The following is a 19,532-nucleotide window of genomic DNA, read 5'->3' on the forward strand; positions in this document are numbered from 1 at the left end:
ACAGAGATAAATTTGTAACATGGCCGAAGAAGCCAGTCCTATCGCGTCCGACTTCCCCGCTTATTCAATTGGCATTTTGTCGTGCCGGGACAGGCTCACCCGTCATGTCGAAAAAATCCCACAAGGGCTGCAATAACCGCCTTAGCCCATTAGACTGGCGCTCGCTTGAAGTTCGACCCACCGCTTTCGATGAGGCTTTCATGATTCGCACGTTGCACCGGTACTGCATTGCCTTCACCGTTGTTCTTCTTTCCGCTTGCTCCGTGACGCCGCGCCAGGACAGTGGCGAGTCGCAGACCGGCGTATCGACGGCCGCCGCGTTGGCGTCATGGAACGACACGAAGACCAAACGCTCGATCGTCGACTTCGTTACGCTGGTGACGACGCCCGAATCCAAGGACTTCATCCCGCGTGCCGACCGGATCGCCGTGTTCGACAACGACGGCACGCTATGGCCGGAGCAACCCGCTTCCGTACAACTGGTGTTCGCGCTGCAACGTGTGAAGACGGTGGCCGGCCGGCATCCGGAATGGAAGCGCCAGGAACCGTTCCGCTCGATCCTCAAAGGCAACCTCAGGAATGTGGCTGCAAGCGGCGACGCCGGTTCGATGCGAGTGTTGGCGGCGGCCCACGCCGGCATGACGGGCGACCAGTTCGCCACACTCGTACACGAATGGTTCGATTCCGCGAGCGACCCGCGCTTTAACCGGCCTTACGCCGATCTCGCGTATCAGCCCATGCTCGAGTTGCTCGCCTATCTGCGCGCGAATGGCTTCAAGACCTATCTGGTGACGGGCGGCGACGTCGAGTTCGTCCGCGATGTGGCTCAGCGCATGTACGGCATCCCGCCTGAGCAGGTGATCGGGAGCACCGTCAAGTACCGCTACGGCCAGAGCAACGGCGCGGTCTCGCTGACGCGCCTCGCGCAGGTCGACACGTTGCTCGACGGCTCGGCCAAACCGCTGGCCATCGATCGTGTGATCGGCCGACGTCCGGTGATCGCGTTCGGTAACGCGGATGGCGACGCGCCAATGCTCGAATGGACCTCGGCAGGCGACGGCCCGCGCCTCGCCGCGCTTGTGCATCACACCGATGCGGAACGCGAATACGCGTACGACCGCGCGACGAAGAGCGGCAAGCTCGACAAAGGTCTGGACGAGGCCGGCGCGAAAGGCTGGCTCGTCGTCGATATGAAAGATGACTGGAGGACCGTGTTCAAGCCGGAAGGCGCGACGACGGCGGTAGCCGCTGCGACGACACCTGCGAAGAACTGAGCCTGAAACGCAGAAGGCCGCTGGCGAGCGGCCTTCTGCGGTTGTTTGAGTTTTCGCGCGATGACTGGCTTTGGCGCCTCGTCTAGCGACTCAGCGTAATCGCCAGATACGCGGCGTAAAGCACGCCGCAAACCAGCAACGCCCATACCGGCACGCCGCGCTCGCGCACGTTGATCCGCAGCCAGGCCGCCGCGGCGAGCGTGATCACGATGCCGGTCACCACTTCGATGCGCGGCACCCACGGCGTCAGCAGAATGCCGATCGCGGGCAACAAGGTGCCCTGAAACACCATCGCGCCCGTGATATTGCCAAACGCCAGCGTGTCCTTGCCGCGGCGAATCCACAGAATGCTGTTGACCTTTTCCGGCAGTTCGGTGGCGATCGGAATGATCAGCAGCGAGAGCAGCAGCGGCGACACGCCAAGCGCCTGCGACACGCCACGCACACCATGGATGAAGCCTTCCGCGCCCCACACCAGCAACGCGACGGCGAGCGCAAGTTGCACCACGATGGTCGCGAAGTTAGTCGGCACGCCGAGGCGCGAGATCAGCATCTTGCCCGGCGCTTCGGTGCCGTGGCCGGCATCGACCAGGTCATTCGATGCGCGGAAGGTCATCACCACATAGGTGACGTACACGCCGACTAGCGCCACGCTGAAGAGCGCGCGCACGATCATCTGCTCATGCGGCACGTACATCGCGGCGGCGGCCAGCACGAACGCGCACAGGAAATAGTTGAGGTCGCGCGTGAAACCCGTGCGCTCCGGCGCGACCCACCCGCGCGCGCCGCGCGAGCCGAGAATCGCGAGCGTCATGAGGAAGGTGGAGAGCGTGGAGAGCATCAGCGGCGCGCCGAGAATCGCGCCGACGCCGATCTCCTGATTGACTGCGCTATCGGTCGTGCCGCCGGCGATCGCGAGCAGCGGCACGAGTGTCTCGGGCAACGCGGTGCCGACGGCGGCGAAGAGCGAACCCGTCACGCCTTCGGAAATCTTGAGGCGTTCGCCCAGATGCTCGAGCGCATTGGTGAAGAGTTCGGCCGCCACCAGAATGACGACCAGCATGATGGCAAGTTCGATGAGGAGACCGGTCATGCGCGGCGCTCCGCATACACGCAGAGGCAGCGGCGCGGCGGACGGGCAGAAGGGGAGACGTGCTGGGTACGACGATGTTTCACAGGGCAACTCCGCGGTCGGACGTAGATGACAAACCAATGACGCACCGCCGCCCGTCCGACCAGAACGAGGCAGTGCGTCAATGGTCTCGCCAAACCGACCCGGTCGAACGCGCCATGACCCGCAGGCCAAGTATGTTGACGCGCTCTCCTTCAAAGGATGAAGGAAGGCTACTCCCCAGTGACCGGGGGATTCTAACGGCAGGGGGCGCTTTCAACAACCTTGTTGCGGGGAGGCGGTTGAAATATCAAGCTTAATAGGTTGGCCGCGCTCCCGCGAATCAAGCGGACTAGTCGAAATGATATTGCACGCCGATTGTGAAACTGTTGTTCTTTCTTTTGGTGCCGTCGTGATTGCTGGTATCGGTTGTCCATTCGCCCACCGCGCTGATGTGCCTGGCGAATTTATATTCGACTCCTAAACCCCAGTGGAGACGCGTGTCCGGCCAGTCAGTTGACCGACGAGGAAAGGGCGGCACGAAAGCGTGAACAAGACCAACGAGCGCGGCGCGGTATGGATTGGTTCATGTCCGTGCTGACGCGGTGAGGCGCAAGACAGATTTCATTCAACCAAAGGAGTATCAACCATGAACACCAACGTGGCGAACACGGTTCCGGCCACCAAGGTCTGTCCCGCAGTACCGGGCGAGATGGACACGATGAAAATGCGCGGCGATTTCAAAGGCGCAACAAACGGTGCGAAAGTCGTCCACCACTTTGCTGCAGAGCCGGTCGCGGCTGAACCGGTTGCAGTTGAACCCGAATCCCCCGCCTGAAGTCCCACGCGCGTCCCGCTATGCGCGAAACCCAAGCGCGTAGCACCTGCAACCGCCCGTTGAAGGCGATTATCTCTCCGCTGATCTGTCCGTGCTACCGGGCCAGTCCTACACTTCGCGGGCCAAGATGAATTGGAGAACACCGGATTGAACAGGCCGCAAGTCGTCCTGAGGCGCACGAAGGCGTTCCTACGAGTGCCCCTGAATTTTCCTCAACAACGCGTTGCCGTTTTCTTCGTGAATCTTCATCAACAACGCCTTGCCGTTGTTCGTGAGAAGCCACCCGGATCCCTTACTCAGAGGCTCTATTACACCCAATTCTACGAACCTATTCCTCATCAAGTTATAAGAATGCCTCTCGATAACTCCAACGAGATCATCGTGTTCTCGCACCAACCTGAAGATAGTACGGCCAACGAATTCGTCGCTTGGATCCCTGATCAATTCGAAACCAATCATTGAAAACAGCTGCAAGTAGGTGCCTTTCCAACGTACGTTCTGGATGTCGCCGCCTTTTCCAGAAAGGGCAACTACGAGTTCCAACGGCTCGTTAAGGGTGGACTTCGAGAAGTTGCCTGTAAAGCGGAGTGGTGATGCGACCTCCGGGTTAGCTGCGACTGCTTTGGCGGCCTGCGCTTTTGCTTCTAGCCACAAATGCCGTATTTCATCGCCCTCCTTTCTTTCTTGTCCCAATAGATGCTTCAAGTGGGCGTTTTCTGTTTGTAGTGCGCCCATCTTTTCCATCTGAGGAGAAAAGTCCGGGAGGCTCGACGCCCGCACCCATCCTTCCAATTTTCGACCTTCGGCTAGGTGATTGATAGACTTCTGAACGTGCCTGTGAATGTCCCTCGCGTCACTGACCTCGCTACACAGCTTGCTCTTAACTAGCGCGCGAAACTGGTTCAGCTTCATCGTATCGTTCTGCTCGATGGCAGCTGTACCAAGCTCTTTCACCTTGTTGTTGATCGCCTCGTCAGTCAAGTAGATCGCGAAGAACGGCTTCTCTGTCGCCACGGCGTGCTCATACTCAAGCTGAATGTAGCTCTTGCCTGACTCCGGGTCGATGCTGCCATAACGACCGCCGAGGATGAGCATGAAGATGTCGCTCTTGTCAATCCACGCCCTGATCACTTCCATCTGGGACCTGTCGGACGCGGCGAACAATTCCATGCCTGCTGGAATGTGCCCGGCATCTAAGATCGCTTCGACCGCAACTCGACGTTCGGCTTTCATGTCGGTGTACGTGGACGAAATAAACACCTGATACTTCTTATCCATTCTGAATCGGTCTCCAAGCCACGATTAACTGCTGAAGAGTCTATCACCGGCTAGGAACGGTACCGAGGATGCGAATAAAACGGCGGATTGGCCTTTCGCTGCGACTGGAATCTAGACTGCTGAACCCGTCGGGCAGAGGCAGCACCCGAATCCGCTGCGTGAAGTCCCGCCCGCGTCCTACTATGCGCTAACTTCCAGCGCATAGTACCTGCAACCGCCTTTCGTGGGCGGTTGTGCATCTTCTCTCGAAGAAAGGCCGCAGGAGCCATCCGCGCTCACGCCGTACCTCTCCGACCGTTCCGCGAACCAGCCTAGACACTGGATCGGACGCGCGCCGCTGTATCGGGCGAAGCTAGGCGCGCCTTGCAGGACGGACGCACAATGCCTCATGCTTCGTCTCGTCATACTCCCAAAACTCCACATCTGGCGGCACCAGATGACCGTAGTTCCTGAGGTAGTACGCCGCAAGCGTTAGCCGCCTTTTCGCGCACTCGTGACGAAGAACAAACATCACCTTCCTGTAGTGTTCCGGCGCGAGGCTGAAGTAATACATAGCCTCGTTCCACACTGTAATTTTTGCGGCAGGAATGTTTGAGCCGCCGGTCCAACGGTGAGACTTGCACTCAACAATGATCCGGCGCTCTGCGCAGCCTAGATCGAAAGCACGATTCTTTTTCTCCTCACCCGTACCAATCAACACCTTATGGTTCGGGTGTAAATCAATTCCTTGATCTGCATAGAATCGCCGCGCGTACGCCTCGAATTCCCGTCCCGCATGCGTGTTCGAAATAGCGCCTATGCGCTGATGTGTTAGCTGGCCGTTCATCTCGATACCCAATCGCGCCTTTAATTCGGGGATTGTGCTCAGCCGCAGCGGTGCCGGCTCGACAATTTAGTTGCTCTTCGACGATACGCGCAGCGGCGGCTCGCTTCGCCGATAGACTGCCGTGCGTCCCGCTCGCGTCCTTTCGCATGCGCAGCGAGTCGCAAGCGCCTGTCGTGCATATACGCGGCCTCGCCTCCTAAAGGCGGTTGCGCAAAGCGAGAAAGTCGTCCTATGCCTCCGCGTGCAGCTTCATCAACAATGCCTTGCCGTTTTGCGTGAGTGTCCAACACAGCGCGTTGCCAATCTTTTTCAGCTCCACCGCGCCCGCCGCGGCAAGCTTCATTTTCATCGATTGAAAGTCTGCTTCCTGCACACTCACTGTCTCGTATGCAGGAAGCAGTTCACGCAATATCTTGTCCAGATAAACCTGAACGGCGCTGTCAGACGGTTCTTCAAGCAGCTTCGCCGCGATTAAGGAAAAAATGCCCAAGTAAGTCCCGGTCCAAGAACTGCGCCCAATCTCAGGCATCGAATATTCGAGTTCGCGGACATACGAGAAGCGAAGTTCCAATGGAACATCCAGTTTCGATTCGGAGAATTCGCTCATGCCACCGGGAAGCAGAGAGGGTTCCGCTCTGGCGGTTCGCGCAGTCTCCTTCAGATGCGCGTTCTCCAATTGCAGTGCCTGGAGTTGGCTCATCAGAGGCGATAAGTCCGGAACGGTCGATGCGCGCACCCAACCTTCCAATCTGTTCGCGGCAGCTAGGTCGCGAATGGCTTTCGGGATGTGAATCTTGATGTCCTTTTTGTCTTCGACCTCGCTACACAACCTGCTCCTTACCAATTCGCGAAACTCGTTTAATTTCTTCGAGTCGTTCCGCTCAATCGCGTCCGTGCCGAGAGACTTCACTTTGTCGCTGATGGCCTTTTCCGTCAGATACAAGGCGAAGAATGGCTTACCGGTTTCTACGGCGTATTCATACTCAAGCTGAATATAACTTTTGCCCGTTGTTGGCTCGACACTTCCATACCGGCCACCGAGAATCAACATGAACATATCGCTTTTGTCGATCCATCCTTTGATGACTTCGATCTGCTGCTTGTCAGATGCGGCGAAGAGTTCCATGCCAGCCGGAATGTGACCTGCATCCAGAATCGCCTCAACCGCCGTCTGGCGCTCGTCTTTCATGTCCGTATAAGTGGACGAGATGAACACCTGAAATTTCTTATCCATTTTCGTTTTTGGTCCCAGAGACGCGATTAGGTGAAAGCAAGTCTATCAGCTAGAAATGCCGGCCCGCGCGCAGGTAAAGAAAACTACGGTTGACCATTCGCCATTGCACAACCGCCGTCTAAAGGCGGTCCACGTCCCACGCGGCCAGGCTCCAAGGAAATGCAGGACGTGCATAGGACTCGCGAATTAACTCACCGCGCCGGGCGGCGTATCTCTCACGAGCACAGAAAACGCGGTGACCTCGCCAAGCTGTGGAAACTCTTCACCTATGTCGCCCCACATCCGAACTGAGCCTCTATATAGAGCAAGCAAGTATTTGTGATATTTTCGGTAGAAGTCCGATAGATTCAGTTCTGCGCGCTCGTGCTTAACGTGACCCATTGCAGTGTTACGGGCACGACGAAGTGCTGTAGCAAAGTCTTTTAGTCCCTCAATCGACTCAGTGATGCCGGAGTTGTACGGAGCAGCACCAAGCGCGGCCGCATTGAAACCTGCTGTGGCGTTCCTAAACGCAATTTGCGCGCTCGCGGCGATTACCCCGTCTGCCGTCCCGCCTTTTAGCTCGGAAGTGTCACCGCGAGTACGTTGATCACACGCCAACAGAAACTCATAAAGGTGCAAGATAAAGCGCGCATACGCGTTGTATGCACGGTAAGAAACCTCTCGCGTTTCATCGCCTTGCTGAAGTCGCTGCCCTGCAGCTATGAAGTCCTGAAAAGCTTCTTTGCATCGCAAAAATTCATGCCTAATCATGAGACATAGATTCTGGTCTATTTCATCGCCATGCTTGAATTTCATGCGCTGCTAACTCAAGAAGAGGTGGGAAAGGAGACAGCCCTATTCGTCGCAGGTCATCCGGGTGTCCTCAGGCATCACGCCAGTTGGGCCTTCTGATCGCTGGCGGTCTGATCCGCCGTCTCCCGCCTTATGCTTGCGCTCCACCGTCCTCGGCATCGGCCAGTGGAAACGGTCCTCAGCACACCTTGTAGGGCATGCCGGATTGCCGTAATTCGACGTTCTTCCCCTTACATCACCCCGTAGGATCAGACAATCACCGGATGCCGCCAGCGCGAACGGTTGGGGTATTCAAAAATTGGGTCAACATGCGGCCCTCCTCAAGAAACCCCACTATTGGGTTCATTTAGTTTCCCACAACCCGATAAGAAATTGAACGTCAGGAAAACAAAAAAATAGAGCCGCCTGTAGTTAGGCGGCTCCAATTAACTCATGAGCGGAAAGATCACCCTAGCTTCCGCGCAATATCCTCAGCACGCGGCGCGGCGTACCGCTGGATCATTGATAGCGTTTTGTGCCCGCTGACCTGCGACACCTCCACGATGTTTAAGCCGCGCTCCAGCATGCGGCTGACGCCCTCGCGGCGCAGGTCGTGAAACCGCAGCCCCTCAATCTTGACGCGTTTTGTTAGCCGAACGAAGGCGTGCTTGAGGCTGCACCGATCCTTACTGAACGCGCTGAACACGTGATCGCCCTCGCGCGGTATCGCATCCAAGACCTCGACAGCGCGGGTCGATAGCGGGATGGTCCGTGGATGCCCGTTCTTTGTGATCGGAAACCGGGCCACTCGCCTCTTCAGGTCAACGTTATCCCACGTGAGCGCGAGTAGTTCGCCTTGCCGCGCGGCTGTCTCGATAGCGAGGATGATCACAGGCTTCAGTTGCTTGATCCGCGATCCGTCGCAGCCCTTCAGCAGCAGTTCTTCCTCGCCCGATTTCAAACGCCTGTCTCTCGGAGCAGGAGCCTTCGGGCGCTTTATCTGAACGTCAGGGACCGGGACGCCCCAATCGATTCTCGCCCGATTCAGCGCGGCCCGAAGTATGTTGAGTTCGCGCAGGACCGTTCCGGCTGAAACCTGCCGCAGACGCTCATCCCGATAGGTGGCGAGAACGGAAGGCGATAGCTCGCTGATCAGAGTCTTTGTGAACGGCCACTCGCGCAGCCAGATATTGATGCGTTGTGCCTCCAGATCGCCGCCTCTAAGCATCGGGCATACCTCTTCCCGATAGCGCTTGAGGATGTCGCCCAGTGTCGAGTCTGATTGGACAGGCGCGGCTAGACCTTCGCCGGTATCGAACGCGCGCTCGATCTGACGCGCCCACTTCTTGGCGTCGGTAAGGCTCTTGAACGTTTTGGATTGGGTCGGAAGACCCTTGCGGCGGCACTTCGCCTGGTAGGTGACTTCGCCGGAAGCGGTCACGCGTTTTGAGAATGTAGCCATTGCTGCGTCCCTTTTCGAGTCCCTTGGACGCGAACGGCACAGCGAGAGATGACCTAAGTGCTTGAATTCACTTGGTGCGCCCGGCTGGGATCGAACCAGCAACCCCTGCCTTCGGAGGGCAGTACTCTATCCATTGAGCTACGGGCGCTTCAACACGAAAGCGCGGCAACCAGAACGGATGCGACGCCAAAGCGAGACCGAAAGGATACCCGGTTTCGGCCATACCGTCCACCGGACGGCCGCAACGGCGGTATCCGGCGCCTTTCGGCCGACCCTCGCGATGCGGGTAAACGCCTGCTGAACACCTCGCCGCGCCCCTCGCCGTCGTCGAAATGTTCCGTCTATAATCGTCCGTGGCTGATTAAAGAACAAGAAGTTGCCGTCACGCTGTACCGCTCACATACCCCACGGAGACGAGACAAGCATGAGCGAAGCACCACACGGAGCCCCGATCAAAACCCCCGGACAGCTCGTCGCCGCGATCATTGCCAGTTTTGCGGTACCGATCGTCATCATCGTTCTGCTAGTGATCTACGTCGACAATTCGACGCGCACCGGCGCCGGCACCGACTCTCTCTCCGAAGCCGAGGTCACCGCCCGCATCAAGCCGTTTGCCCAGGTCGACATTCGCGACGCCAACGCGCCGCGCGTCTACAAGAGCGGCGAGGAAGTCTATAAGGCGGTGTGCTCCGCGTGTCACGCGTCGGGCGCGGCAGGCGCGCCGAAATTCACGAATACCGCCGACTGGGCTCCGCGCATCGCGCAAGGCTTCGACACGCTGCTGCATACGGCGCTCACCGGTAAAGGCGCGATGCCGCCGCGCGGTGGCACCAGCCCGGACGACTACAGCGATTTCGAAATCGCCCGCGCGGTCACTTACATGGCGAACAATTCCGGCGGAAGTTTCCCTGAACCGGCTCAGCCAGCGGCGGGCGCAGCAGCGGCGGCGTCCGGTGCAGCGGCTGCGGCACCGGCCGGCGCTTCGGACGCGGGTGCGGCTCAGGCCGCCGCAGCGATGGCCGCCATGGCCAGCGTGCCGCAAGCGGCCGCGCCGGCAGCGGGCGGCACACAAAGCGCGGACGCGTCGCAAGCCGGCAAGGCGCTGTATCAGCAGGTTTGCCAGGCCTGCCACGCGGCCGGCGTGCTGAACGCACCGAAGTTCGGCGACAAGGAAGCGTGGGCACCGCGTCTGAAAGAGCCGATGGACACGGTCTATAACTACGCACTGCACGGTAAGGGCGCGATGCCTCCGAAGGGCGGCTCGACTGCTTCCGACGCGGATGTGAAGGCCGCTGTCGATTACATGGTTAGTGCGGCGAAGTAAGACGCTCGCGCCGTTTGCCGCAGCACAAAAAAATCCCTGCACCGCGTCGACGCGGTGCAGGGATTTTTTATATCTCAGCTGGCGGACAAGCCTACGTCATATGCGTGATGCGCCAGGTTAGGCGCTATCCGGAGCCACCGCGCACTCAACGTTCGCGGCCCCCGCTCAAGGCTTCTGCAACAGCGCCTTCAAACTTGCGAGCCGGTCTTTCGGCGACATCGGCGCTTCTTCGGGCGTCGGCGGCGGGGCGTCGTCGAGCAGCATTTCGGGAATGAAGCGCGACGGCTCGCACACCACCGTCTCTCTCGCACGCTTGCGCTTCTTGCACCAGTTCAGATGAAGACTTCGCTGCGCACGCGTGATCGCCACGTACATCAGCCGGCGTTCTTCTTCAATGCGCGCGTCGTCGATCGGCTCGTCGTCCGGACCGCCGCGATGCGGCATGATGCCCTCCTCGACGCCCACCAGAAACACGTGCGGATACTCCAGCCCTTTCGACGCATGCACCGTCGAAAGCCGCACCGCGTCGGGATCTTCCTCGCGGCCTTCGAGCATCGACATCAGCGCCACGGTCTGAATCAGGCCGAGCAGACTCTTGCCGGTATCGCCGAGACCGTCGGCGGTGTCGTAGCCCGTGGCTTCGTCAGCCGCAGCGCCCGCGGGCTCCGCCTTGGTGCCTTTGCGCTTGAGCCACTCCATGAACTCCAGCACGTTTTGCCACTTGGACTGCGCCTGACGTTCGTCGAACGCATCGTAGAGATAGGCCTCGTAATGGATCGCGTCCATCAGTTCGTCGAGCAGCGTGCCGGCGGCGTCCTTCTCGGCGCGATCGGTGAGGCGTTGCATGAAGTCGCAGAACACGCGCATGGGTTCGATCTGCCGCGGCGACAGACGCGCCTCGATGCCGCCCATATACACCGCCTCGAACAGCGAGACCTTGGCCTGGCCCGCGAACGAGCCGAGCGCCTCGAGCGTCGTGTTGCCGACGCCGCGGCGCGGCGTGGTGATCGCGCGGATGAACGCGGGGTCGTCGTTCGCGTTGGCAATCAGACGCAGATAAGCGCAGATGTCCTTGATCTCGGCTTTGTCGAAGAACGATTGGCCGCCGGACAGCACGTACGGAATCCGCTCGCGCCGCAGCACCTGTTCGAAGATGCGCGCCTGGAAATTGCCACGATACAGGATCGCGTAATCGCGGAAATTCGCGCGCCGCTCGAACTTGTGCGCGGACAGGCGAAACACCACGGACTCGGCCTCATGTTCTTCGTCGTTGCACGGCGTGACGGTGATGGTGTCGCCCATGCCGTGTTCGGACCAGAGCTTCTTTTCGAACAGCTTCGGATTGTTCGCGATCACGTTGTTGGCGGCGGTCAGAATGCGCACCGTCGAGCGATAGTTCTGCTCCAGCTTGATCAGATGCAGCTTCGGAAAATCCTTGCTGAGCTGGCCGAGATTTTCGAGCGTCGCGCCGCGCCAGCCGTAGATCGCCTGATCGTCGTCGCCAACCGCCGTGAACGCTGCGCGCTTGCCGGCCAGCAGTTTCACCAGTTCATACTGGCAGGCGTTGGTGTCCTGATACTCGTCGATCAGCAGATAGCGCAGCTTGTTCTGCCAGCGGTCGCGCACCTGCTCGTTCTTCTCGAAGAGTTCGGCGGGCAGACGGATCAGGTCGTCGAAATCGACCGCCTGATAGGCATGCAGCGTCGCCACGTAATTGCGGTAGACGATCGCGGCCTGATGTTCGTCCTCGTTCGCGGCGATCGCGATCGCCTGCTCGGGCATGATCATGCCGTTCTTCCACAACGAGATGATCGACTGGATCTTGCGGATAAAGCCCTTGTCCGTCGAACCGACCTGCTCCTGGATCATGCCGAAGCAGTCGTCGGAATCCATGATCGAGAACTGCGGTTTCAGACCGACGTGTTCCGCTTCCTGCCGCAGGATCTGCACGCCAAGCGAGTGGAAGGTGCAGACCGTCAACTGGTTGACCGGCACTTTGCGGCCTTCCTTTCCGGGCGTGGTCAGCGTCTTGCCTTCGAGCAGCTTGCCCACGCGCTCGCGCATTTCCAACGCGGCCTTGTTCGTGAACGTGACGGCGGCAATGTGGCGCGGCTCGAAGCCCTTGGCCTCGATCAGGTGCGCGATCTTCTGCGTGATCACGCGCGTCTTGCCACTGCCTGCGCCGGCGAGCACGAGACACGGACCGTCAAGATAACGGACCGCTTCATTTTGAGCGGGGTTCAGGCCTGCGGACATCGTCTGTGGATGGGTAATGCGGTTGAGGGCGGCGCGGCGCGGCGATTGCCGGCCGAAGGCCCGGGGGCATGCTGCGCGGCCCCGGCGGCCGGAACGGGCGCCCCGCACGGTGCGAAGGTGTTCCGGCCCGCTGCGGTTCGCGCGAGAGGAGCGATGTTAACACGATTGTGCTGACGGATAGCGGCGACCGACGCCCACCACGACGCCGACGATCCACCTTCAGGACATGCCACAATTGCGGTGTTGCGCGCCGTCGCCGCGGTGGCAAAGCGGCGCGCCGTTTTTGCAGGAAGACACGCATGTCCGCATCGCTGAAGATTGGATTGATGGGCTACGGTTTCGCCGGCGCGACCTTTCATGCGCCGGTGATCGAGCACTGCGGCCGCGCGAGCGTCGCGGCCATTGCCACGAGCCAGCCGGAGCGCGCGCTCGCCGACTATCCGCACACGAAGGTGGTGGCCGACCTCGACGCGCTGCTGGCGCTCGAAGAAATCGACTGCATCGTGATCGCCACGCCGAACGACACGCACTTCGACCTGGCGCGCCGTACGCTGGAAGCGGGCAAGCACGTGGTGGTCGACAAGCCGGTCACGCTGAATGCTGCGGACGCCCACACGCTGGCCAACATCGCGCTCGCCCGGAGCAAACTCTTCATACCGTTTCACAACCGTCGCTGGGACGGCGATTTTCTGACCGTGCGCGATTTGCTCGCGGGCGGCGGGTTGGGACGGATCACGCAATACGAATCGCACTTCGACCGTTTCCGACCGGAGGTGCGGCAGCGTTGGCGCGAGGAAGCGTCGCGGGGCGGCGGCTTGCTGCTCGACCTCGGACCGCATCTGATCGACCAGACACTAGCCCTGTTCGGCGCGCCGCAAACCGTGTCGGCGACGGTGCGCACGCATCGCGACGATGCCGGCGCGCCCGATTACGTGCATATCCAGCTCGGTTACGGTGATTTCGAAGTGGTCTTGCACGCCAGCGCGTTGACGGCGCTGGTCGCGCCGCGCTTCGCCATCCACGGTACGCGCGGCAGCTATATGAAATTCGGCCTCGACACGCAGGAAGATCAGTTGAAGGCAGGCCTGCGGCCGGGCGACGACGGTTTCGGCGCAGGCAATGCCCCGGGTGTGTTGCGCGTGCAGGAAGGCGATCAGGAAGTCGAGCGCGAATTGCCGACGCGCAATGGCGACTACAGCGGGTTCTATATCGCGGTGGCCGACGCGATCCAGAACGGCGTGAAATTCCCGGTGAGCGCACAGGATGCCGTCGACGTCATGACGGTTATCGAGCTTGCCGCTCGAAGTTCGGAAGAAGGCGTCCGGCTGCCGTTCGAGCGGATTCGCTGACGGTTTGGCCTGCGCGTCGAAACGGCTTGTGTACCTAAACTGCACTCACCGTGCCCGCAGTGCGGGCCAAAAACCCTGACAAACCCGAAAGGAACATAACGTTACAAATCAGGCCGCGCCGCCGGTCAGCGCGGCCCGGTAGTCATCCGTTGCTACCAGCGTAGCACCATAAAACGACAATGACTTCCGGAGTGTCCATGCCCCGTACTATCCGCGCGCTCGCCGCGTGCGCCTTGCTCAGTTCCCTCGCCGCCTGTGTGGTGGCGCCTCAACCCCAGCCGGCGCCTCGCCCCAACCCGCAACAGATCGCAGATCAGCGCCTGCGTCAGGTCGACGGCCGCATCGACAATCTCAGCCGCCGGATCGACAACCGAGTGAATCAGGGCTACTACCCGCCCCCGCAAGGCGGCGCGCTGCACCATCGCCTCGACGTGATCCGTCAGGAAGCGCACGACATGGCCGCGCAACACGGCGGCGGCCTGTCCAGCGACGAACAGCGCGTGCTGAATCAGGAACTGGACAACGCGGCACACGCCATCGGCGAGTAAGCGCGCCAGCATCAATTCCAACTTCAGCACCGAAGCAGCACGGGCGCGGGCACCACGTCCCGCGCTTTTTTTTGACAAGCGCGAAGGCGGTGCGCCAACCGCCGCGCCGCTCGCGGGCCTTTATTTGACAAGCCTCCGGCCCTCGCGTACATTCGCCGCACGCGTCGGGAGAGCGTGCTGGCCGCAGAAAACCGCAGCCGCGCCGCCGAAGGGGCACACCCGCAAACTCTCAGGCAAAAGGACCGACCGCGTCGAAAAACCCGCGTCCAGGCAACACCGAGGCACCGGTTTTTCGCACTCTGGAGAGCGGCAGTAGCCGTCTGCATCGATTAATCGAGCGGATTCTGGCAGGCTGCCCACCGAAGGGGCGCGCGTTTCACCGTGACACGTCAACGTGACCACGGCAACGCAATCTCTCAGGTATCGAGGACAGAGGGGCCATGCAACGCATCGCTCGCAGCCGCCAGGCCGCGAGGCGTAGCGCCGCATGGCCTTTTTTGTTTCGCGAGACGCCCGAGGCCCCATGACCGAACTCAAACACACCCCGCTCAACGCCACCCATCGTGCGCTCAATGCCCGCATGGTCGACTTCGGCGGCTGGGACATGCCCGTCAACTACGGCTCGCAGATCGACGAACACCGCGCCGTGCGCACCGACGCCGGCATGTTCGACGTCTCGCACATGTGCGTCGTCGATTTCACCGGCGAGCGCGTGCGCGCCTTCTTCGAATACGCACTGGCGAACAACGTCGCCAAACTGCAAACGCCCGGCCGCGCGCTGTACTCCTGTCTGCTGAACCCGAATGGCGGCGTGATCGACGACCTGATCGTCTATTACTTCGGCGAAGATCACTTCCGCGTGGTCGTCAACGCCGGCACCGCTGACAAAGACATCGCCTGGTTCGGCCAACTCAACGCCGAAGGCAGCTTCGGCCTGACCATCACGCCGCGCCGCGACTATGCGATCGTCGCGGTGCAAGGCCCGAACGCGCGCGAAAAAGTCTGGCAAACCGTGCCGGCCGCGCGCGCCGCCACGGAAGCTTTGAAGCCCTTCAACGCCGCCCGTATCGAAGACACGCCGTTCGGCGAATTGACCGTCGCCCGCACGGGCTACACCGGCGAAGACGGCTTCGAAATCATCGTCCCGGCGGATCACGTCGAAGCGCTGTGGAACGCGCTGCAAGCTCAAGGTGTGCGTCCGGCCGGTCTCGGCGCGCGCGACACGCTGCGCCTCGAAGCCGGCATGAACCTGTACGGCCAGGATATGGACGACAACGTCTCGCCGCTCGACGCCGGCCTCGCCTGGACGGTCGACCTCACCTCGCCGCGCGACTTCGTCGGCAAGGGCAAGCTGGAAGCGAGCGGTTCGCAGGCTGCGTTCGTCGGCCTGATTCTGCTGAAGGAAAACGGCAAGGCAGCAGGCGTGCTGCGTGCTCATCAGAAAGTCGTCACGCCGCAGGGCGAAGGCGAAATCACCAGCGGCACGTTTTCTCCGACCATGCAGGAATCGATCGCCTTCGCGCGCGTGCCGAAAGGCGTGCAGCCGGGCGATACCGTGCACGTTCAGATTCGTGACAAAAACGTTCCTGCAAGCGTGGTAAAACTGCCGTTCGTGCGCAATGGCAAAGTGCTCGCGGTTTAAGCAAACCGGCGCGTGCGCAATCCTCTCAAGAAAACGCCGGGCCGCCCCCAGTTTTCTTGTTCCCCTTCGGGAGACCTGGCGCAAAGCGACAGGTTTGGGGGCCCTTTTAGTCACTACCGAATCACACCGCATAGGAGCATCCGATGAGCATCCCGGCCGATCTGAAATACACCGAATCGCACGAGTGGGTCCGCACCGAAGCGGACGGCACGCTGACGGTCGGCATCACCGACCACGCGCAGGAAGCGCTCGGCGATATCGTCTTCTTCGAAGTCCAGGAACTGGGCAAGACCGTCACCGCGGGCGACACAGTCGCCGTCATCGAATCGGTGAAAGCCGCTTCGGATATCTACGCGCCGGTCTCGGGCGAGATCATCGAAGCGAACACCGCCGTGGCCGACACGCCTGATTCGGTCAACACCACGCCGTACGAAAGCTGGCTCTTCAAGATCAAGCCGGCCGCGGACGCAACGCAAGACCGTCTGATCGACGCCGACGCGTACACCAAGTCGATCGGCGCCTGATTCACCTTTACGTTTAACCCGACAGGTGCGGCGCGTCCTTTTCAAACGGACAGCCGCACAGCCAGGAACACCCATGAAGCTCGAACACCCGGATCGTCTGATGAACCGCACTCCTCTCTCGCTCGCCGCGCTCGAAGTGCATGACGCCTTCGCCGAACGGCACATCGGCCCGGATGCGGCCGACCAGCACGCGATGCTCGAAGCCCTCGGCTTCGCGTCGCGCGCCGCGCTGATCGACGCCGTCATTCCGAAGACGATCCGCCGCACCGAAACGCTGCCGCTCGGCCCCTTCGCGCAACCGAAGAGCGAAGCGGAAGCGCTCGCCGCACTGCGCGAACTCGCGGACAAGAACCAGGTGTTCCGCTCGTACATCGGGCAGGGCTATTACAACGCGCACACGCCGACGGTGATCCTGCGTAACGTGCTGGAAAATCCGGCGTGGTACACCGCGTACACGCCGTATCAGCCGGAAATCTCGCAAGGCCGTCTGGAAGCGCTGCTGAATTTCCAGCAGATGATTGTCGACCTGACGGGTCTGGCGATTTCGAATGCATCGCTGCTCGACGAAGCCACGGCTGCGGCTGAGGCGATGACGCTGCTGCAACGCATCGGCAAGCCGAAGTCGAACGTGTTCTACGTCGCCGACGACGTGCTGCCGCAAACCATCGAAGTAGTAAAGACGCGCGCCACGCCGGTGGGCATCGAAGTGAAAGTGGGGCCGGCTGCGGACGCGGCGAACGCGAATGCGTTCGGCGTGCTGCTGCAATACCCGGGCGTGAATGGCGACGTGCGCGACTACCGCGCGCTCACCGAAGCGATCCATGCAGCGGGCGGCCACGTGGTGGTCGCCGCCGACCTGCTCGCGCTGACCGTCCTCACGCCGCCGGGCGAATGGGGCGCGGACGTGGCCGTCGGCAATACGCAGCGCTTCGGCGTGCCGGTAGGCTTCGGTGGTCCGCATGCGGCTTACCTCGCCGTGCGCGACGAATTCAAGCGCCAGATGCCGGGCCGCCTCGTCGGCGTGACCGTCGACGCGCAAGGCAACCCCGCCCTGCGCCTCGCGCTGCAAACGCGCGAACAACATATCCGCCGCGAAAAGGCCACCTCGAATGTGTGTACGGCGCAAGCGCTGCTCGCGATCATGGCCAGCATGTACGCCGTCTATCACGGCCCGCACGGTCTGAAGACGATCGCACTGCGCGTGAATCGCATCGCCGCATTGCTGGCGGAAGGCGCGAAGCAGCTCGGCTACACGCTCACCAACGAAACCTTCTTCGACACGCTGACGTTCGAATCCGGCGCGCGCACCCAGGCGCTGCACGGCGCCGCGCAAGCGAAGCGCATCAACCTGCGCCGCGTGAGCGACACGCAAGTCGGCCTGTCGATCGACGAAACCACCACGCGCCGCGATCTCGCCGATCTGCTCGAAGTATTCGCGCAAGCTGCAGGCGCGAAAGATGTGCCGCAAGTCGACACGCTCGATGAAAAGCTCGCCGCGTCGAACAGCGCATCGGTGCCGGCCGCGCTCGAACGCACCAGCGCGTACCTCACGCACCATGTGTTCAATCGTCATCATTCGGAAACGGAAATGCTGCGCTATGTACGCAGCCTGTCGGACAAGGATCTCGCGCTCGACCGCTCGATGATTCCGCTCGGCTCCTGCACGATGAAGCTGAACGCGACCTCGGAAATGCTGCCGGTCACATGGCCTGAATTCGGCCAGATCCATCCGTTCGCGCCGGCTGAGCAAACCGTCGGCTACCGCGAAATGATCGATCAGCTCGAAGAGATGCTGGTTGCGGCCACCGGTTACGCGGCGGTGTCTCTGCAACCGAACGCCGGCTCGCAAGGCGAATACGCGGGCCTGCTGATCATCCACGCATATCACGCGTCGCGTGGCGAAGCGCATCGTAACGTCTGCCTGATTCCCGCTTCCGCGCACGGCACGAATCCGGCGTCGGCGCAGATGGCCGGCATGCAGGTGGTCGTGGTGGCGTGCGACGCGCAAGGCAACGTCGATATCGAAGACCTGAAGAAGAAGGCCGATCAGCACGCCGACAAACTCGCGGCGATCATGATCACGTATCCGTCCACGCACGGCGTGTTCGAGCAGAACGTGCGCGAAATCTGCGAGATCGTGCACGCGCACGGCGGCCAGGTGTATGTGGACGGCGCGAACATGAACGCGATGGTCGGTCTGACCGCGCCGGGCCAGTTCGGCGGCGACGTGTCGCACCTGAACCTGCACAAGACCTTCTGCATTCCGCACGGCGGCGGCGGGCCGGGCGTCGGTCCGGTTGCGGTCGGCGCGCATCTCGCGCAATTCCTGCCGAACCAGATCTCGTCGGGCTATGAACGCGCGCCGAACGGCATCGGCGCGGTGTCGGGCGCACCGTACGGCTCGGCATCGATCCTGCCGATCTCGTGGATGTATATCGCGATGATGGGCGCGAAGAACCTTACCGCCGCGACCGAAACCGCGATCCTCAACGCGAACTACGTCGCCAAGAAACTGGCGCCGCACTATCCGGTGCTGTATTCGGGCCCGGGCGGATTGGTCGCGCACGAATGCATTCTCGATCTGCGTCCGATCAAGGAAACCAGCGGCATCACCGTCGACGACGTCGCCAAGCGTCTCGCCGACTACGGCTTCCACGCGCCGACGATGAGCTTCCCGGTGCCGGGCACGCTGATGGTCGAGCCGACCGAATCGGAATCGAAGGAAGAACTCGACCGTTTCGTCGAAGCGATGATCGCGATCCGCAAGGAAATCCGCGCCGTCGAAGAAGGCCGCTCGGATCGCGAAGACAATCCGCTCAAGCACGCGCCGCACACGGCGGCGGTGGTGATCGCGAATGACTGGAAGCACGCGTATGCGCGCGAAACCGCGGCGTATCCGCTGCCCACGCTGATCGCGAAGAAGTACTGGCCGCCGGTCGGCCGCGCGGACAACGTGTACGGCGACCGCAACCTGTTCTGCTCCTGCGTGCCGATCGCCGACTACGAGTAAGCTGGATCGTTGCCGCGTATCGCCCGTTGCCTCGAAAAGAGGCGGCCGGGCGGTGCGTGGTTCGGTCCTCGGTTCTCTGTCG

General features: G+C 61.2%; 16 protein-coding genes, 1 tRNA gene and 3 riboswitches. Of the genes, 8 read left to right on the forward strand and 9 right to left on the reverse strand.

Translation table 11 applies throughout. The annotated features are described in order from the left end of the window. Positions 1-200: 200 nt before the first annotated feature. Positions 201-1,274: an HAD family hydrolase gene (locus tag PQR32_RS34495; RefSeq protein WP_408238010.1), complete on the forward strand. Its 1,074-nt coding sequence runs from the start codon at positions 201-203 to the stop codon at positions 1,272-1,274. An 82-nt stretch (positions 1,275-1,356) separates the two neighbouring features. Here the strand turns inward: PQR32_RS34495 and PQR32_RS34500 are convergent, their stop codons facing one another. Together PQR32_RS34500 and PQR32_RS34505 are read right to left on the reverse strand one after the other, a co-directional pair. Next, a complete protein-coding gene (locus PQR32_RS34500; RefSeq protein WP_408238013.1) occupies positions 1,357-2,367 on the reverse strand; it encodes a sodium:calcium antiporter in 1,011 nt (336 codons plus the stop codon). Positions 2,368-2,463: 96 nt separating this feature from the next. Continuing rightward, positions 2,464-2,639: riboswitch (yybP-ykoY riboswitch) on the reverse strand. 98 nt (positions 2,640-2,737) lie between these two features. Further along, the gene (locus tag PQR32_RS34505) at positions 2,738-2,926 is read right to left on the reverse strand and encodes an outer membrane beta-barrel protein (protein WP_408238016.1); all 189 of its coding nucleotides are present in this window, start codon (positions 2,924-2,926) and stop codon (positions 2,738-2,740) included. A gap of 108 nt (positions 2,927-3,034) precedes the next feature. Here PQR32_RS34505 and PQR32_RS34510 point away from each other — a divergent pair, with 108 nt between their 5' ends. After that, positions 3,035-3,223, forward strand: a complete 189-nt coding sequence (locus PQR32_RS34510) for a hypothetical protein (RefSeq protein ID WP_408238019.1) — start codon at positions 3,035-3,037, stop codon at positions 3,221-3,223. Between the two features lie 189 nt (positions 3,224-3,412). Here PQR32_RS34510 and PQR32_RS34515 read toward each other — a convergent pair whose 3' ends face one another. From PQR32_RS34515 to PQR32_RS34540, 6 genes are all read right to left on the reverse strand, one after another. Beyond that, positions 3,413-4,501, reverse strand: a complete 1,089-nt coding sequence (locus PQR32_RS34515) for a DUF4062 domain-containing protein (protein WP_408238022.1) — start codon at positions 4,499-4,501, stop codon at positions 3,413-3,415. A 352-nt stretch (positions 4,502-4,853) separates the two neighbouring features. Beyond that, the gene (locus PQR32_RS34520) at positions 4,854-5,327 is read right to left on the reverse strand and encodes a hypothetical protein (RefSeq protein ID WP_408238025.1); all 474 of its coding nucleotides are present in this window, start codon (positions 5,325-5,327) and stop codon (positions 4,854-4,856) included. 229 nt (positions 5,328-5,556) lie between these two features. Further along, entirely contained in the window at positions 5,557-6,561 is a 1,005-nt protein-coding gene (locus PQR32_RS34525; RefSeq protein WP_408238028.1) for a DUF4062 domain-containing protein, read from the reverse strand. Positions 6,562-6,747: 186 nt separating this feature from the next. After that, complete coding sequence (locus PQR32_RS34530) at positions 6,748-7,359, reverse strand: hypothetical protein (protein ID WP_408238031.1); 612 nt, start codon at positions 7,357-7,359, stop codon at positions 6,748-6,750. Between the two features lie 442 nt (positions 7,360-7,801). Next, positions 7,802-8,797 (reverse strand): site-specific integrase, encoded by a 996-nt coding sequence (locus PQR32_RS34535; protein ID WP_408238034.1) that lies wholly within the window; start codon positions 8,795-8,797, stop codon positions 7,802-7,804. Positions 8,798-8,869: 72 nt separating this feature from the next. Continuing rightward, a tRNA-Arg gene (locus tag PQR32_RS34540) sits at positions 8,870-8,945 on the reverse strand. Between the two features lie 276 nt (positions 8,946-9,221). On the opposite strand from PQR32_RS34540, the gene PQR32_RS34545 reads away from it, so the two are divergent. Continuing rightward, positions 9,222-10,121, forward strand: coding sequence for a c-type cytochrome (locus tag PQR32_RS34545; RefSeq protein WP_408238037.1), 900 nt, complete (start codon positions 9,222-9,224; stop codon positions 10,119-10,121). Positions 10,122-10,286: 165 nt separating this feature from the next. On the opposite strand, the gene PQR32_RS34550 is transcribed toward PQR32_RS34545, so the two are convergent. Continuing rightward, positions 10,287-12,377: a UvrD-helicase domain-containing protein gene (locus PQR32_RS34550; RefSeq protein WP_408238040.1), complete on the reverse strand. Its 2,091-nt coding sequence runs from the start codon at positions 12,375-12,377 to the stop codon at positions 10,287-10,289. A 299-nt stretch (positions 12,378-12,676) separates the two neighbouring features. Between PQR32_RS34550 and PQR32_RS34555 the strand changes: the two genes are divergently transcribed. The 5 genes from PQR32_RS34555 (at position 12,677) to gcvP (ending at position 19,450) form a co-directional block, all read left to right on the forward strand. Beyond that, on the forward strand, positions 12,677-13,726 hold the full coding sequence (locus PQR32_RS34555; protein ID WP_408238043.1) for an oxidoreductase: 1,050 nt from the start codon (positions 12,677-12,679) through the stop codon (positions 13,724-13,726). 197 nt (positions 13,727-13,923) lie between these two features. Continuing rightward, positions 13,924-14,274 carry a hypothetical protein gene (locus tag PQR32_RS34560; RefSeq protein WP_132376550.1) on the forward strand — a complete coding sequence of 117 codons (351 nt, stop codon included), beginning with the start codon at positions 13,924-13,926 and terminating at the stop codon, positions 14,272-14,274. Positions 14,275-14,429: 155 nt separating this feature from the next. Then, a riboswitch (glycine riboswitch) is annotated at positions 14,430-14,529 on the forward strand. A 34-nt stretch (positions 14,530-14,563) separates the two neighbouring features. Next, a riboswitch (glycine riboswitch) is annotated at positions 14,564-14,717 on the forward strand. Positions 14,718-14,797: 80 nt separating this feature from the next. Further along, on the forward strand, positions 14,798-15,916 hold the full coding sequence (gcvT, locus tag PQR32_RS34565) for a glycine cleavage system aminomethyltransferase GcvT (RefSeq protein WP_408238046.1): 1,119 nt from the start codon (positions 14,798-14,800) through the stop codon (positions 15,914-15,916). A gap of 143 nt (positions 15,917-16,059) precedes the next feature. Continuing rightward, positions 16,060-16,440, forward strand: a complete 381-nt coding sequence (gcvH, locus tag PQR32_RS34570) for a glycine cleavage system protein GcvH (protein WP_091797895.1) — start codon at positions 16,060-16,062, stop codon at positions 16,438-16,440. A gap of 73 nt (positions 16,441-16,513) precedes the next feature. Further along, positions 16,514-19,450, forward strand: a complete 2,937-nt coding sequence (gcvP, locus tag PQR32_RS34575) for an aminomethyl-transferring glycine dehydrogenase (protein WP_408238049.1) — start codon at positions 16,514-16,516, stop codon at positions 19,448-19,450. Positions 19,451-19,532 lie beyond the last annotated feature (82 nt).

The organism is Paraburkholderia dipogonis (assembly GCF_046027395.1).
In the GTDB taxonomy this organism is placed as follows: Bacteria; Pseudomonadota; Gammaproteobacteria; order Burkholderiales; family Burkholderiaceae; genus Paraburkholderia; species Paraburkholderia dipogonis_A.